This window comes from Agrobacterium sp. S7/73 (genome assembly GCF_019355535.1).
In the GTDB taxonomy this organism is placed as follows: Bacteria; Pseudomonadota; Alphaproteobacteria; order Rhizobiales; family Rhizobiaceae; genus Agrobacterium; species Agrobacterium tumefaciens.
In genome coordinates this window covers 1,034,546-1,049,709 of record NZ_CP072137.1, presented here as the reverse complement: position 1 = coordinate 1,049,709, position 15,164 = coordinate 1,034,546, and the positions used below count along the sequence as shown (strand labels likewise).

Sequence of the window (15,164 nt, the reverse complement as noted above, 5' to 3'; positions counted from 1 at the left end):
GCCTGTGGTAATTGGAGATATACGATCATGCTGGATACCAAGGACGATTTCGATCAACAGAGGCAGATGTACTCCGTCCTGGTGCTGCATTTCATCGAGGGCGTGAAGCAGTCGGAAATTGCCGAGCGGCTCAATCTTTCCCACACCAAGGTGAACCGTATGATAGCGGCGGGCCGCAAGGCAGGCATGGTAAAGATCACTATCGCCAGTCCCTATCAGAGGCTGGTGGACCTCGAAAACGAGATCACACGCCGCTTCGGCCTCAGACAGTCGGTGGTGACACCAACGGTGTCCGACAATCCGGAAACCGCGCTGCAGATGGTCGGACGCGTGGCCGCCAACCACTTGCTGGAGACTATCCGCGACGGCGACGTGATTGCGATTACCGGCGGCAAGGCGGTGAGTGCCGTCGTCGATAATCTGGAGGCCGAGCGCCGTTTCGATGTGCGGGTAGTGCCGCTGACCGGCGGTGTCCAGGGCAAGCACTATACGGATGTCAATCATCTGGCCACGCAACTGGCGGAAAAGCTCGGCGGCAGCGCGTCGCTCATTCATGCGCCGCTATTTGCCGAGGATGAGGAACAGCGTGATCTCCTGATGAATGTCGCTTCGATCCGCGAAGTGTTCGACTTAGCGCGACAGGCGCAGGTGGCGCTGGTTGGCATCGGTTCCGTGGAGGCGCCCGGTTCCGGTTATTACGATCTGCTGCCGGATGTGGCCCGTGGCGGGCAGGCGCTGGTGGATGCGGGCATTGCCGGGGAATTCCTTGCCCATCTCACCATGGCGGATGGGCAACTGGCGCGGATCGATCTCAACTCGCGCGTGGTGGCGCTGGACCCCGGGCAGCTTGCCCGGTGCCCGAACATCATCGGCGTGGCGGCCGGGGCCATCAAGGCCGGACCGGTGGCAGCCACGCTTGCCGGCCGCTATCTGACCTCGCTCGTCGTGGACGAGGCGATCGCCGGCTATTTACTGGATCAGGAAGAGGGGGAAACTTCGTGACGGACAATTCAATATTGACCCGGACGATTGGCCGCAGCGGTATCAGCGCATCAGCCGTGGGGCTGGGCACCTGGGCCATCGGCGGCTGGATGTGGGGCGGCACCGATGAGCGGCAATCCATCGCCGCTATCCAGGCCTCCATCGATGCGGGCATTTCCCTGATAGATACCGCGCCGGCCTATGGCATGGGGCTTGCGGAAACCATCGTCGGCAAGGCGATTGCCGGCCGGCGCGACAAGGTGGTGTTGGTCACCAAATGCGGGCTGGTCTGGCATGTGAACGAGGGCGCCTATTTCTTCCACCAGGATGGCAAGCCCGTTCACCGTTATCTCGGCGCCGCTTCGATCCGGCATGAGGTCGAAGAGAGCCTGAAGCGGCTTGGAACCGACTATATCGACCACTATGTCACCCACTGGCAGGATGCGACGACGCCGATTGCCGAGACGGTGGAAACGCTTGTGCGCCTGAAGGACGAAGGCAAGATCCGTTCGATCGGCGCGAGCAACGTCTCGCCGGAGGATTTGGTAGCCTATATCGCCACCGGCGCGCTGGATGCCATCCAGGAAGAATATTCAATGGTGCGGCGGGACATCGAGACGACACTTCTGCCGCTTTGCCGCACGAGTGCTGTTTCGGTCCTGAGCTACTCGTCGCTGGCGCTCGGTCTTCTGTCCGGCAAGGTCGGACCCGAACGGGTTTTTGCAGGGGATGATCAGCGCAAGGGCAATCCGCGTTTCAGCCAGGCAAACCGCGAGAAGATCGCGCGGCTGACGCGGCGTCTGGAGCCGGTGGCCGAAGCGCATGGGGCGTCGATTGCGCAGGTCGTGATTGCCTGGACGATTGCCCAGCCCGGCATAACATTCTCGCTGTGCGGGGCGCGCGATCCGGCTCAGGCGGTTGAAAACGCTGCTGCGGCCCGCCTGCGCCTCGCGGAAAATGAACTGGCTCTCATCAGCGTCGGCGTTGCCGAGCATCTCGTGGGGCTCGATGCGTAAATCATGTAGCTGAGACGGGGCTTCAGGCGAATAGCGCATAATTTTCGCTACCCCTCTCTCTCGTCGCTTTAAACGTTTAACAACATTGGGACGCTGGTTGTTAGCCAGCGAACGGTATTCCTATGCCCAGTTTTCGCGAGGACGCTCTACGCCGCATTCGGCAAGACGGTGATTTCGACGCCGTCGTCATCGGTGGCGGTATCAATGGTATCGCCGCCTATCGCGATCTCGCTTTACAGGGACTGCGGGTGCTTCTGGTAGAGCGCAACGACTTCTCGTCCGGTTGCAGTGCTGCACCCTCGCGCATGATCCACGGTGGCCTGCGGTATCTCGAAAATGGTGAATTCGGCCTTGTGGCGGAATCGCTGCGGGAGCGTGATGCGCTTCTGACGCTGGCACCGCATATGGTTCATCCGCTGCCGACGACGATCCCGATATTTTCAACCTTCAGCGGCCTGTTCAACGCGGCTGCGACCTTTGTGGGTTCCGGCGGAAAACCCGCCAGCCGGGGGGCACTGGCCATCAAGGCGGGCCTCATGCTCTATGACTTCGTCACCCGCAAAAATCGCATCCTTCCCCGACACACCTTCCGCAACGCACGAAAGACGTTGCAACGCTGGCCGGGCCTGACGCCAGGCATCAGATATTCGGCCACCTATTACGATGCGTGGATCAGCCAGCCCGAACGGCTTGCGCTGGAGCTTCTGATCGACACCCGGGCCGATGCGCCGCAAAGCATTGCGCTGAACTATGCCGAGTTTGTCCGTGCTGGCGGTGATTATGGTCTTAAGGTGGAGGGCACGGACGAAACCTTGCCCGTCCGGCCACGCATCATCGTCAATGCGACGGGCGCCTGGATCGATGAGACGATTGGAGCGCTAACGACCACACAGGCTGCGGGGAGGGCGAAACCGACCGTTTCCGGCACCAAGGGATCGCATCTGATCCTCGCCAACGAGGCGCTCTTTAAGGCCTTGAACGGCCATATGATTTTTTTCGAGAATGCCGACAACCGTGTCTGTATCCTCTTTCCCTATCTTGGCCGGGTTCTCGCTGGTTCGACAGATATCAAGGTCGATCGTCCCGAACGGGTGCGATGCGAACCGGAAGAGCGTGATTATATTCTCGATGCGGTCCGTCAGGTCTTTCCGCATATTTCCATCGACCATTCCGACATCGTCTACAGTTTCAGCGGCATACGCCCGCTGCCGCGCAGCGACGCGGCCTTTACCGGAAGAATATCCCGCAGCCATTTCGTCCACCGCGTGGAGGGCGATCCGCCACAGCTCTGCATGATCGGCGGCAAGTGGACGACGTTCAGAGCCTTTGGCGAACAGGTGACCGACGAGGCTCTGGCCTTTCTCGGACGCAAGCGGCTGACTGGCACAATGAACCGCCCGATCGGCGGCGGCAGGAACTTCCCCAACGGTGCCGTGCGCCTGCCGGCCCTGCTGTCGGAGGAATTTTCGATCGACCGGGACCGGGCCGAGTATCTGGCATCGGCCTACGGTTCACGTGCCTTCGAGTTGATGGGTTTTTGTCGGGGCCGCCCGGATGACAGTCCGCTTTGCGAAAAACCGCCGATCACGGCGGCAGAGGTGTTCTGGCTGATCCGCTGCGAACATGTCCGCCATCTGACGGATCTCATCCTGCGCCGCACGACGCTTGCCATTACCGGCGTCATCGATGCCGATCTGATCGATGCGATCCTTGGCGTCGCAGCGCGCGAGCTGGGATGGGCGCCACAGCAGGCGGCGGACGAACGGCAGCGGCTCGTTGATGAACTGGAGACCTTTTACGGGGTCACGACGGCAATGCTTAAACACAGATGCAAGGAGAATGCATGATGATGCGGATTTCGACAAAGGCGCGCATGAACCGGCTGTTCCGCAATGGTGGATGCTTGGACGTTGCCATTGATCACGGGGTTTGCAACGAGCCGAGCTTCCTCGTCGGGCTTGAGGATATGGCTCAAACTGTGGACAGGCTTGTCGAAGCAGCTCCCGATGCCATCCAGATGACCTACGGACAGGCGGACCTATTGCAGCAAAGGCCGCAGCGCGACAAGCCGGCGCTCGTCATGCGCATCGACATGGGCAACCCCTATAATTCAACGCGCCACAGAACCATGTGGTCGCAGCTCCAGAACTATCACGATCCGATCATCGGCGCGCTGGAGATGGACGCCGCCTGCGTCGTCGTGAACCTGTTCATGTTGCCGGACGAGCCGGAACTGTTTCGCCAATGCGTCGAGAATATCAGCCGCGTGCGCGCCGATTGCCATCGTTACGGCATGCCGCTGATGATCGAACCGCTGGTGATGTTGCCCAATGACGTGCGCGGCGGTTACCAGGTGGATGGCGATGCTGAAAAGATCGTCACGCTGGTGCGTCTTGCCTCGGAAATGGGAGCCGATATCATCAAGGCCGATCCCACCAGCAATCCGCTGGATTTTCACAAGGTCATCGAGGCAGCGCGGTGCCCGGTTCTGGTGCGGGGCGGGGGGCGTGAGGACTTGCGCAACGTGCTGGCGAAATCAGCGGCACTGGTGGCCGAAGGTGCGAACGGGATGGTCTATGGACGGAATATCTACCAGCATGACAACCCCAAGGCCGTCGTTGCCGCCTTGATGGCTATCGTCCATCAGGGTGCGGGCAGCGAAGAAGCATGGGACATCTATAATCGTGGCTGATAAAAATCATATATTGGGTCTGGATGTCGGCAACACGGTGATCAAGGCGGTGCTGTTCGACACGGCCGGCCGGCAGGTCGCGCAACACGCCATCGACGGCCATTCGACATTTCCGCAGCCCGGTTACGTCGAGCGCGATCTGGAGGAGTTGTGGCGCAACGGATGCGAGGCGATTCGCCAGCTTCTGGCAAAATCGTCCGTCGATCCCCGGAGCATCCTCGCCGTCGGTTGCGCCGGCCACGGCAACGGTCTCTACCTGCTGGACAAGGATCAGCAGCCCCTGATCGGTATCCAGTCGCTTGACAGCCGAGCCGCCGATGTGGCGGTAGAGCTTGACCGGAAAAGCGGCGCGCAACTACAGAACCGTTGTCTGCAACGGCCTTGGCCCGCGCAAACGCCCAGCCTGCTGGCCTGGGTGAAAAGGCATGCGCCCGATACATATGCCCAGATTGGAACGGTGCTGTTCTGCAAGGATTTCCTGAACTTCCGCCTGACCGGTTGTCTTGCCAATGATATTTCCGATCTCAGTGGTGCGGGGTTGCTTGCCTTCCCCGAAGCGAAGCTCGACCGGGAACTCCTGTCGCTCTACGGGCTTGAGGATGCCGTCGCCTTTTTTCCGCGCCTCGTAGAATCGGCGGATATCGTCGGCCATGTGACAGCTGAGGCTTCGGCTCTGACGGGGCTTTCCGAGGGCACACCTGTTATCGGCGGTTTTTTCGATGTCGTCTCCAGCGCCATGGGGTCGGGCGTCATCAACGCCGGGGAGGCTTCTATCATCGCCGGCACCTGGAGCATTAATCAGGTTTTCGCGGATAAACCGGTCATCAGCCCCGATGTCTTCATGGTCACGACCTTTGGACGTGGCCGCTATGTCAATATCGAGTCCAGCGCCACCTCTGCGGCCAATCTTGAATGGTACGTGCACCGTGTTCGCGGTGACCATGGTGACCATGCCTTCGAGCGCTGCAACGATCTGGTCGGTTCCGTTTCGCAACGCGCCGACGATCCGTTCTTCCACCCGTTCATCTTCGGCTCGCGACTGGGCGCGGAATTTCGGGGTGGGTTTTATGGTCTGGCGGGATGGCATGGCGAAGGCCACATGCTGAGAGCCCTGTTCGAGGGTGTGTGTTTCGAACACCGCCGCCATATCGGCGTTCTCAGGGAAGCGGGGCTGCCGGTCGACAGTGCCGTCATGTCCGGCGGCGGTTCCCGCAGCCAGCATTGGCCGCAGATCATGGCGGACGTTCTTGAAATCCCGCTGCGTGTCGCGGAGGCCCGCGAGACCGGCGCGCTTGGTGCGGCCATCGGCGCGGCCGTGGCGGTCGGTCTCTATCCCGGCTATGAAGCGGCGGTCGCAGCGATGACCCGCGTGGCCAGTGCCTACCGGCCGGATGCGGGGCAACTCCCGCATTATAGGCGGCGCTACGGCCTCTATACACAATTGACCGACCAGTTGCGCGGCTTCTGGAGTGATCTGCGTTTGCAGGACTAAAGGCCCCCGGTTTTCCTGATCAGCGGCACGCAATGATGCGTGCCGCATGAGCTTGCTCGTAGCTTGCAATATATGCTGGCGTTTCGGAAGGTTCGGATATCGCGTAATATTTTGTTTGTACTGTAATATTACGGTTTTATAATTTATTTCTGTTTTCTTAATTGCGCTAAAAATATGAATTAAAGTAATTTTTAAGCATAGTTTTCTAATATTATCGTCTGGCCTGGTTGCTGACATTTTGGGCTTGCGCGCAGCGACCTCAGCCGTCGCGGCCGGGATTTTTTGTGGGGATGTGACATGCTGTTTAAATCGACAACGGGCCGTAATATCTTCGCAGTCGCCGCGTGCGGCGTCGTTGCAACGATCGCGGCTTCGGCCGTGCTGTTTTATCGGTCCTTTGAGGATACGAGGGCCAACAGTATGGAGCGTATGCAGCAGATCGCGCAAGCCGAAGCCCTGACGACCGAGAAAAATATCGGCGGCATGATTCACATCGTCAATAGCCTCGGCTCGGTTCTGGAATCGATGAAGCAGTCGGGCGATGCCGATCGGAGCAAGGCCGATCAGCTTATCCGGCACATGCTGGCGAACAATCCCGATTTGCTTGGTCTCTGGACCGGATGGGAGCCCAATGCCTTCGATGGCAAGGATGCGGACTTCGTCAACAAGGAGGGATATGATGCGACTGGTCGTTATGTACCCTATTGGGTGCGGAGCGGAGGCAAAATAAGCAACACCGCATTGACGGATTATACCACCGCGGGTCCAGGCGATTATTATCAGTTGCCCTTCACATTGAAGAAAACAGTCGTCATCGAACCCTATTCTTACGCAATCGATGGCAAGGAGGTTCTGATTACCTCGGTCGCGAAACCTGTCATCGTCGACGGTAAAACTCTGGGCGTCGCTGGCCTCGATCTGTCGCTGGAGGAAACGAACAAGGCGTTGTCAGCCGTCCGGCCGATGGGAACGGGCTTCATGAGCCTTGTGAGTGGCGGCGGCAAGATCATCAGCCATCCCGATGCGACGATAATGGGTAAGAACCTCGCAGATGGCGGCGCACAAACTGCAGGCTGGGATAAACTGATCGCCAATCCCGGAAAAGAGCTGGAAATGACGGCACAGGACGGCACGGTTTCCCTTGCCGTCGCCTTGCCGGTCATGCTCACCGGCGACATGAAATGGTACGCAATCGTCTCGGTTCCGGAGGACACGGTCTTTGCGCAGCTGCATGCAATGATGCGTGACGCCGTCCTGACGATCGTAACGGCGGCGGTGCTGCTGGCGTTGGCCGGCTGGTTTATTGCACGGCGGTTCATCAACCGCATCACGAATGTCATCGATGAGACCGCCCAGATCGCCCGGGGAAATCTCCAGCTGACATTGAAGGATATCGAGACCAGGGACGAGATCGGCGATCTTGCCCGCTCGCTTGACGTTTTGCGCGAAAACAATCGTGAAAAAGCCTTGCTGGAGCAGGAAGCGGAAGCCAACCGAACTCTTGGCGAACAGGAGCGGGTGGCCCGCGAACACAAGGCGGCCGATGAGGCGAGCGGCATCCGTTTCGCAGTTGACAGTCTGGCTCAGGCGTTGGCCAGGCTCGCAGATGGCGACGTGTCCTGTCGTATCAACGATCCCTTTGTCGAGCGGTTCGATGCCGTGCGCAACGATTTTAACGGTTCTGCCGGGAAGTTGCAGAACGCGCTTCTGCGGGTATCGGATAATGCCGCCGGTATTGATGCCGGCGCTAAGGAAATAAAGGCAGCCTCCGATGATCTGGCAAGGCGGACGGAGCAGCAGGCCGCTGCCGTGGAGGAAACCGCCGCAGCTCTTGAAGAGATTACAATAACCGTGAAAGACGCCGCGAACCGTGCGCATGAGGCGGGCCGTCTGGTTTCCCGCACGCGCATCGGTGCGGAACGATCGGGCGAAGTCGTGCGTCAGGCCGTAATCGCGATGGAGCGGATCGAAAAATCCTCGAACGAGATTTCCAGTATCATCGGTGTGATCGACGAGATTGCCTTCCAGACGAATTTGTTGGCGCTCAATGCCGGCGTGGAAGCGGCGCGAGCCGGCGAGGCAGGCAAGGGTTTTGCCGTGGTGGCGCAGGAGGTGCGCGAACTTGCGCAGCGTTCTGCCGGCGCGGCGAAGGAAATCAAGTCGCTCATCACAAAATCGAACCAGCAGGTCGAAGAGGGCGTGCATCTTGTCGGCGACACCGGCAAGGCACTCGACGCGATTGTCGCCGAAGTGCAGGAGATCAACCAGCACGTCGCCGCGATCGTCGAATCCGCGCAAGAGCAGTCGTCCGGCCTTCAGCAGATCAATACCGCCGTGAACCAGATGGATCAGGACACGCAGAAAAATGCCGCGATGGTGGAAGAAATGACCGCCGCAAGCCACAATCTTGCAGGCGAGGTCGATGCGCTGAATCGGTTGCTCGGCCAGTTCGAGCTGGGTTCAGGCGCACTTGCTCATCGGGGGACTCTCAAGGCGGCTTGATCGGCCGCCACGGGTTTAGTTCGCTTCACGTTCAGCGCCGCCAACCATAGGAAGCGGCCTGACGAAGCGCTGTTCCAGAACCTCGCTTCCCCACTGGCTGCCGGGACGTTCCTCTACACAGGTAAAACCCTGGGCCTCGTAAAGATGCCGTGCTGCCAAAAGTCCGTTGAAAGTCCACAGATGGGTTTCGGCGAACGCTTTTTCGTCCGTGAACGCAAGGGCGGTTGCCAACAGCCTTCGCCCGACGCCGCCGCCACGCACGCCATCATCGACGATGAACCAGCGCAGATGCGCGGTTCCCGGTCCCAGATCTTCACCGTCGATTGCGATGGAGCCGATGATATCGTCTCCACGCATTGCGACCCAGATCGCATTTTGCGGGCTTTCGAGCCGGTTGCAAAAGGAGGCGAGACCTTCGGCAACAACGGATTCGAAGCGCTGGCCGAAGCCTGATGTTTGGGCATAATAAAGCGCATGCATTTGCGTGATACGGGCAATAAGGCCGGGCCTGTAGCCCTCGACGATTTCGATCGGGGGAGCCGCGGCGTCGGCCCGGTCTCCCAGCGCGTCGGCATAAAGGCGAAGCCCATCAAGGATTTTTTGGCCATCCGCAGGCGCGAGCCGCGACAGTGCGTTTGATACCTGTCGGTTGGCAAAGGTGTGGATGGCTTCGACCCGCTTCTGTCCTCGCCCGGCGAGGCGCAACCGCTTGATACGACTATCCTCTTCGTCCGTTTCTTCCAGAACATCGCCCGAAAGAACCAGTTTGCGAAGCATGCGGCTGATGCTCGACTTTTCAAGCCGAAGCATCTTTCCCAGATCGCGTGCGGTAATGCGTGGGCATGCCTCGATCTCGATCAGGGCGTGCACGGCGGAGGGCGGCAGATCGGTGCCGGCAAAGTCTCCACCCATGAAGCCGAGTTCGCGCACGAGCCGACGCGAGGTGGAGCGGATATCGTTTATGCGAAAGGGTCTTTCGGACATGCCAAAATCCATTATGGTTGCATCATGCAACCATAATCATATTCGATCGGTCTTGCCAAGGTCACCACAGCGCAGCGCCGATAGCGTGAAAACCTCCCGAAACCGCTATGTGGTTTCAAAGGGGTCATTCGGTACGGGTGATTATCCGACTATATTGTCGATAAGCTCGACAGGCCTCGATTTCCTCGCGCTGACACCGCTCTAGTCACGAAACCGCAGGTTCCGGCGTGTCAGTTGGTCGACGGTGGTGCAGCCCATCAGCTTCATGCCGCGCTCGATTTCGATGCGCATCAGCTCAAGCGCCCGCTCGACACCCGGCTGTCCGGCGGCGGCAAGCGGGAAAAGGTAATAGCGGCCAAGCCCTACGGCCTTCGCCCCCAGAGACAGGGCTTTGAGGACGTGCGTTCCGCGCTGAACCCCGCCATCCATCATGACATCGATACGGTCACCGACTGCGTCGACAATCTCGGCCAGTTGGTCGAAGGCGCTACGCGAGCCATCGAGCTGGCGACCGCCGTGATTGGAAAGCACGATGCCGCTGCAACCGATATCGACGGCGCGTCTGGCGTCCTCCACGGACATGACACCCTTCAGACAAAAAGGGCCGCCCCATTCACGCACCATCTGTGCGACGTCGTCCCACGTCATGGATGGGTCGAGCATTTCGGTGAAATAGCGACTGATGGAGAGCGCGCCGCCGTCCATTTTGATGTGGCCGTCGAGCTGTGGCAGGCTGAAGCGCTCATGCGTCAGATAATTGATCCCCCAGGCCGGCTTGATGGCGAATTGCGCAATGCCGGAAAGATTTAGCTTGAACGGAATGGCAAAACCGGTGCGCTTGTCGCGCTCACGGTTCCCACCCGTGATGCTGTCCACCGTCAGCATCATCGTCTGCACACCCGCAGTCTTGGCGCGCGCCATCATATCGCGGTTGAGACCACGGTCCTTGTGGAAATAAAACTGATAGACCTGTGGGCCGCCGCTGATCCGGCGCGCTTCCTCGAGGCTGGTGGTGCCGAGTGAAGAAACGCCGAACATCGTGCCGAATTTTCCGGCTGCGGCCGCAACCGCCCGCTCCCCCTGATGGTGGAAGAGACGCTGAAGCGCCGTCGGGGAACAATAGACCGGCATCGCCAGCTTCTGCCCCATGACGGTGACAGACATGTCCACATCGGCCACGCCCCGCAACACGTCGGGAACGAGATCGCAATTGTCGAAGGCGGTCGTGTTTCTCCGGTACGTCACCTCATCGTCGGCAGCACCGTCGATGTAGTTGAAGATCGGTCCGGGAAGACGCTGTTTAGCCATTCGGCGAAAATCGTGGAAATTGTAGCAGTCTTTAAGTTGCATTTGTTAGTCCACCGATCCGCTCTGCAAACGTTAAAAGATGAAACCTGTCCCGGGAATTCTGCGTCTCATACGTCCGTCAAGCTGCCTCAGCTGCGCAGGCCCGGCGCTTCCTGTCCGGTGCTCTCGACATATTCCGTATATCCGCCGCCAAATTGGTGGATACCGTCAGGCGTCAGTTCCAGCACCCGGTTGGAAAGGGCGGCCAGGAAATGGCGGTCATGCGAAACGAAAAGCATCGTGCCTTCATATTCCGACAGGGCCTTGATCAGCATTTCCTTGGTGTCAAGGTCGAGATGGTTCGTCGGCTCGTCCAGCACGAGGAAATTCGGCGGGTCGAACAGCATGGCAGCCATGACCAGACGGGCCTTCTCACCGCCGGACAAAACGCGGCAGCGCTTCTCCACATCGTCACCGGAAAAACCGAAGCAGCCGGCAAGGGCGCGCAGCGGTGCCTGCCCGGCTTTCGGGAAACGTTCCTCCAGCCACTCCAGAATGGTGCTGTCGCCGTCCAGAACATCCATGGCGTGCTGGGCGAAATAACCGAGCTTGACGCTGGCGCCGAGCGTGACGTTGCCGGAATCCGGCGTGGTCGTACCGGTTACCAGTTTCAGCAAGGTCGATTTTCCCGCACCATTGACACCCATGATGCACCAGCGTTCCTTGCGCCGCACCATGAAGTCCAACTCGCCATAGATCGTGCGGCTGCCATAGGCCTTGTTGACTTTCTTCAGCGCGACGACATCTTCGCCAGATCTCGGCGCCGGCGCAAATTCGAAAGCGACCGTCTGGCGCCGCTTGGGCGGCTCGACGCGGTCAATCTTTTCGAGTTTCTTGACGCGGCTCTGCACCTGTGAGGCATGCGAGGCACGCGCCTTGAAGCGCTCGATGAACTTGATTTCCTTGGCGAGCATCGCCTGCTGGCGTTCGAACTGCGCCTGCTGCTGCTTTTCGTTCTGCGCACGCTGCTGTTCGTAAAAGCCGTAGTCGCCGGAATAGGTGGTGAGGTTGCCAGCGTCAATTTCGATGATCTTGGTAACGATGCGGTTCATGAATTCGCGGTCGTGGGAGGTCATCAAAAGCGCGCCGTCGTAGTTCTTCAGAAAATCCTCGAGCCAGATCAGGCTTTCGAGATCGAGATGGTTCGAGGGTTCGTCGAGCAGCATCACGTCCGGGCGCATCAAAAGAATGCGGGCGAGCGCCACGCGCATTTTCCAGCCGCCGGAAAGTTTGGCGACGTCGCCATCCATCATTTCCTGACTGAAGCTCAGCCCGTCCAGAACCTCGCGCGCGCGGCCCTCCAGCGCGTAGCCGTCCAGTTCTTCATACCGCGCCTGCACTTCGCCGTAACGCTCGATGATGGCGTCCATTTCGTCTATCCGGTCGGGATCGGACATGGCGGCTTCCAGCTGCCGGAGTTCGGCTGCGACTTCGCTGACCGGGCCGGCACCTTCCATGACTTCGGCCACGGCGGAAAGGCCGGACATTTCGCCGACGTCCTGGTTGAAATAACCGACCGTCATGCCCTTTTCGACGACGACCTGTCCCTCGTCAGGCTGTTCCTCGCCAGTCATCATTCGGAACAGCGTGGTCTTGCCAGAGCCGTTGGGGCCGACAAGGCCGATCTTCTCGCCGCGATTGAGCGCAGCGGAGGCCTCGATGTAGAGAATGCGGTGACTGTTCGACTTGCTGATATTTTCGATGCGGATCATGACAGGGGCCTGTGAATGGGAGCGGCTCTCCTATGCCATGTGTCGCCGGCGCTGTCACCTGCCGCGCACGCCGTGCCAGCCATGCAACCCGGCAAGGTCGCCCCGGGAACATCGCTCCCCGGAAGCGGGGTCGTTTCCGGGGGATGCTGGCTTGATTTTCCCTTAATTGGTCAGCGTTGCCAAACTACCGGCAGCCTTGCGGGCAATTTCGCCGAAGGCGGTAACGATCTGCTCCATGTTTTCAGGCGCGTAATAATTGTCGAGACTGGACGCACAATGTTGCAGCAGCGACTTGCCCTTGTCCGGCGCCATGAACGCGACGCTGAAAATCTTGATACCGTCTTTCTTAGCCGTATCGCAGGTATTGCGCACAGTCTGGTCGATGCTGGAACTCCAGGAGGAGCTGTTCCCCGTCATTTCGCCATCCGTCATGAGAACGATGTATCGCTCGAAGGATTCGCTTTTCTTGTCCTTGTGTTCTTTCGCTTCAACGGTATTCGCTTTTTTAAGGGCGTTGTATGCGGCATTCAGACTGCTGCGGGCATCCGTACCGCCAGACGGAAACTCCGGGATCTGTTTGTCGACATAGGTGGCAACGCTGCTAGTACCCCAGGTGATAGGCTGGGCCGCGTAGGTCTCATGCGTATAGACCGAGGCTCCTGTTCGAACCAGTTCGGAACCGCCGTTGGCGGTATAAGTGGGATCGGCCTTGTTCAACGTCGCGACGAGATAGCCGACCGCGGTTTTTAGTGAAGTAGCCTTGTTGACGTAGCAGGGCGATGTATTTTTGAGATTGGGATAACTCCCCCAGTTATCGACCGTGTAGTTCTGGCACGACGTTTTCTTGGTGTTGAGCGTATCGGTCTTGAAGGACATCGAACCCGAGCGGTCGAGCACCAGATACATGGAGATCGGCGCGCCCTTGTTGACAGTGCTTACCGCGGTGCCTGTCGCGGCAAGATCGAGTGTTTTCGCCCCGAAGAACCCCAAGAGCGGATTAAGCTGCATCTGGTAGTTTATCGTGGTCTGGATGGTGTAGGTCTTGCCGCGCGCATCGTCCGTTGTGCCAATATTGACTGGAGAGTTTTTCTCGAGCGCCTTCTTCTCCTCCTCGGTCAGGGTCTTTTCCATCTGGCTGGCGATGAAGGCCTTGGCGATTTCCTTGATTTGTTCGTCCGTCAGAGCGCCTTCTTTCAAGCGGGCCTCGGTCGCCGCCGCGAGAGCCGCCGAATCCGCCGTGTTCTGCAGGTCCGCTTTCACCTGCATCACATTCGCCAGCTCCATGCCGGCTCCGGCAAAACCAAGCAGCACCGGCAGCAATATTGCCGTCATCATGCCAAAATTGCCGCCCGTATCGGCAACGAAACGGCGCGTCATTTTTTGATATGCGGAGGAGATCATAACGGGCTCACCAATTAGAACATTAGACTGAGCGCAGGAAACCCGCTAACGATGTAGAATCCACTAATGTAGACGGTTAAATTTTATACGTCGTTCAAATTGGTGCAGTTTTTCAAGTATTAATTCGAGTATGCTCATAATAACACGTAATGTATCATTACTGGACGGGAATGACGTCGACGGCCTGTTTGATCTGCTGGTTGCCGTAGCTCTTCAATACGCCGATCACCGGCGCGACATCGGAATAGTCCCGGCCATAGCCAACGACGATATGGTCGCTGCCGGCAACGATATCGTTTGTGGGGTCGAGCTCCAGATAACCGGCGGCCTCACCGCACCATACGCGAACCCAGGCATGCATCGCATCGGCACCTTCCAGACGTTCCTTGCCCGGCGGGGGGATGGTGCGCAGGAAGCCGCTGACGTAACCGGCGGGAATGCCGAGGCTGCGCAGCGCCATGATCATGATATGCGAAAAGTCCTGGCATACGCCGCGTTTCAGCTTGAAGGCTTCCGACGGTGTCGTATCGACAGTCGTCGCTTCACCGTCATAGGTGAAGTCCTTGTGTATGCGTTTGCACATCGAGAGTGCGATTTCGCGAATGGTCATTCCGGGCTTCAGCAATTCCCGCGCATAGGCCGATATCGCCGTATCCGTCCCCAGCCTCGGGCTGGCGCCGATGAAGTGATGCGGTGACTGGAAGTCGACCGACCAGACGTCGGCAAGGTCTTGCGGCAGGCGTGAAAGCTCGGGTGAAAAATCTGCCGTCAGCGCAGGTGCCTCCACCATCACACGCGCCTGCATGCGGATATCCAGCTTTTCGTGCGGTGCGCGCAGATGCACTGAGGTGGCCGATTGATGAAAGAAATCCTCAAAGACCGCCCGTTCTTCCGGTACCGGCGAAACATCTATGGTGCCGGCGATGAAGCGCTGACGGCCCGGGATCGACAGGGGCAGCACGCGGATGATGTGACGCGCGCCATGGGCCGGCGTGTCGTAGGAGTAACCCATATGCAGGGAAAGGTCATAAAGCATC

The 15,164-nt window shown here is 59.0% G+C and carries 11 protein-coding genes; 6 read left to right on the top strand and 5 right to left on the bottom strand.

Going from position 1 to position 15,164, the window contains the following annotated elements; translation table 11 throughout:
- Window positions 1-27 precede the first annotated feature (27 nt).
- From J5276_RS19820 to J5276_RS19795, 6 genes are all read left to right on the top strand, one after another.
- Window positions 28-1,002, top strand: coding sequence for a sugar-binding transcriptional regulator (locus J5276_RS19820; protein WP_019564982.1), 975 nt, complete (start codon window positions 28-30; stop codon window positions 1,000-1,002).
- Window positions 999-1,997, top strand: coding sequence for an aldo/keto reductase (locus tag J5276_RS19815; RefSeq protein ID WP_174012139.1), 999 nt, complete (start codon window positions 999-1,001; stop codon window positions 1,995-1,997). The genes J5276_RS19820 and J5276_RS19815 overlap by 4 nt, the downstream gene beginning before the upstream one ends.
- A 122-nt stretch (window positions 1,998-2,119) precedes the next feature.
- Window positions 2,120-3,844: a glycerol-3-phosphate dehydrogenase/oxidase gene (locus tag J5276_RS19810; RefSeq protein ID WP_174012137.1), complete on the top strand. Its 1,725-nt coding sequence runs from the start codon at window positions 2,120-2,122 to the stop codon at window positions 3,842-3,844.
- A gap of 2 nt (window positions 3,845-3,846) precedes the next feature.
- Window positions 3,847-4,689 carry a class I fructose-bisphosphate aldolase gene (locus J5276_RS19805; protein WP_174012168.1) on the top strand — a complete coding sequence of 281 codons (843 nt, stop codon included), beginning with the start codon at window positions 3,847-3,849 and terminating at the stop codon, window positions 4,687-4,689.
- Window positions 4,682-6,181 (top strand): FGGY-family carbohydrate kinase, encoded by a 1,500-nt coding sequence (locus tag J5276_RS19800; RefSeq protein WP_161986919.1) that lies wholly within the window; start codon window positions 4,682-4,684, stop codon window positions 6,179-6,181. Before J5276_RS19805 ends, J5276_RS19800 begins: the two co-directional genes overlap by 8 nt.
- 297 nt (window positions 6,182-6,478) lie before the next feature.
- A complete protein-coding gene (locus tag J5276_RS19795; RefSeq protein ID WP_174012135.1) occupies window positions 6,479-8,683 on the top strand; it encodes a methyl-accepting chemotaxis protein in 2,205 nt (734 codons plus the stop codon).
- A 15-nt stretch (window positions 8,684-8,698) separates the two neighbouring features.
- Here the strand turns inward: J5276_RS19795 and J5276_RS19790 are convergent, their stop codons facing one another.
- From J5276_RS19790 to J5276_RS19770, 5 genes are all read right to left on the bottom strand, one after another.
- Complete coding sequence (locus tag J5276_RS19790; protein ID WP_370647628.1) at window positions 8,699-9,679, bottom strand: GNAT family N-acetyltransferase; 981 nt, start codon at window positions 9,677-9,679, stop codon at window positions 8,699-8,701.
- Window positions 9,680-9,868: 189 nt separating this feature from the next.
- Window positions 9,869-11,017 carry an alpha-hydroxy acid oxidase gene (locus tag J5276_RS19785; RefSeq protein ID WP_111801866.1) on the bottom strand — a complete coding sequence of 383 codons (1,149 nt, stop codon included), beginning with the start codon at window positions 11,015-11,017 and terminating at the stop codon, window positions 9,869-9,871.
- Between the two features lie 86 nt (window positions 11,018-11,103).
- Window positions 11,104-12,726, bottom strand: coding sequence for an ABC-F family ATP-binding cassette domain-containing protein (locus tag J5276_RS19780; RefSeq protein WP_174012131.1), 1,623 nt, complete (start codon window positions 12,724-12,726; stop codon window positions 11,104-11,106).
- A gap of 162 nt (window positions 12,727-12,888) precedes the next feature.
- Window positions 12,889-14,127 carry a TadE/TadG family type IV pilus assembly protein gene (locus J5276_RS19775; RefSeq protein WP_111851326.1) on the bottom strand — a complete coding sequence of 413 codons (1,239 nt, stop codon included), beginning with the start codon at window positions 14,125-14,127 and terminating at the stop codon, window positions 12,889-12,891.
- Window positions 14,128-14,284: 157 nt separating this feature from the next.
- Complete coding sequence (locus J5276_RS19770; protein WP_065660424.1) at window positions 14,285-15,163, bottom strand: transglutaminase family protein; 879 nt, start codon at window positions 15,161-15,163, stop codon at window positions 14,285-14,287.
- Window position 15,164 lies beyond the last annotated feature (1 nt).

What these genes read in the sequence shown, in the direction of transcription:
- J5276_RS19820 (WP_019564982.1), top strand. Translation starts at nt 28, where the DNA reads ATGCTGGATACCAAGGACGATTTCGATCAACAGAGGCAGATGTACTCC.
- J5276_RS19810 (WP_174012137.1), top strand. Translation starts at nt 2,120, where the DNA reads ATGCCCAGTTTTCGCGAGGACGCTCTACGCCGCATTCGGCAAGACGGT.
- J5276_RS19805 (WP_174012168.1), top strand. Translation starts at nt 3,847, where the DNA reads ATGCGGATTTCGACAAAGGCGCGCATGAACCGGCTGTTCCGCAATGGT.
- J5276_RS19795 (WP_174012135.1), top strand. Translation starts at nt 6,479, where the DNA reads ATGCTGTTTAAATCGACAACGGGCCGTAATATCTTCGCAGTCGCCGCG.
- J5276_RS19790 (WP_370647628.1), bottom strand. Translation starts at nt 9,679, where the DNA reads ATGGATTTTGGCATGTCCGAAAGACCCTTTCGCATAAACGATATCCGC.
- J5276_RS19785 (WP_111801866.1), bottom strand. Translation starts at nt 11,017, where the DNA reads ATGCAACTTAAAGACTGCTACAATTTCCACGATTTTCGCCGAATGGCT.
- J5276_RS19780 (WP_174012131.1), bottom strand. Translation starts at nt 12,726, where the DNA reads ATGATCCGCATCGAAAATATCAGCAAGTCGAACAGTCACCGCATTCTC.
- J5276_RS19775 (WP_111851326.1), bottom strand. Translation starts at nt 14,127, where the DNA reads ATGATCTCCTCCGCATATCAAAAAATGACGCGCCGTTTCGTTGCCGAT.
- J5276_RS19770 (WP_065660424.1), bottom strand. Translation starts at nt 15,163, where the DNA reads ATGCTTTATGACCTTTCCCTGCATATGGGTTACTCCTACGACACGCCG.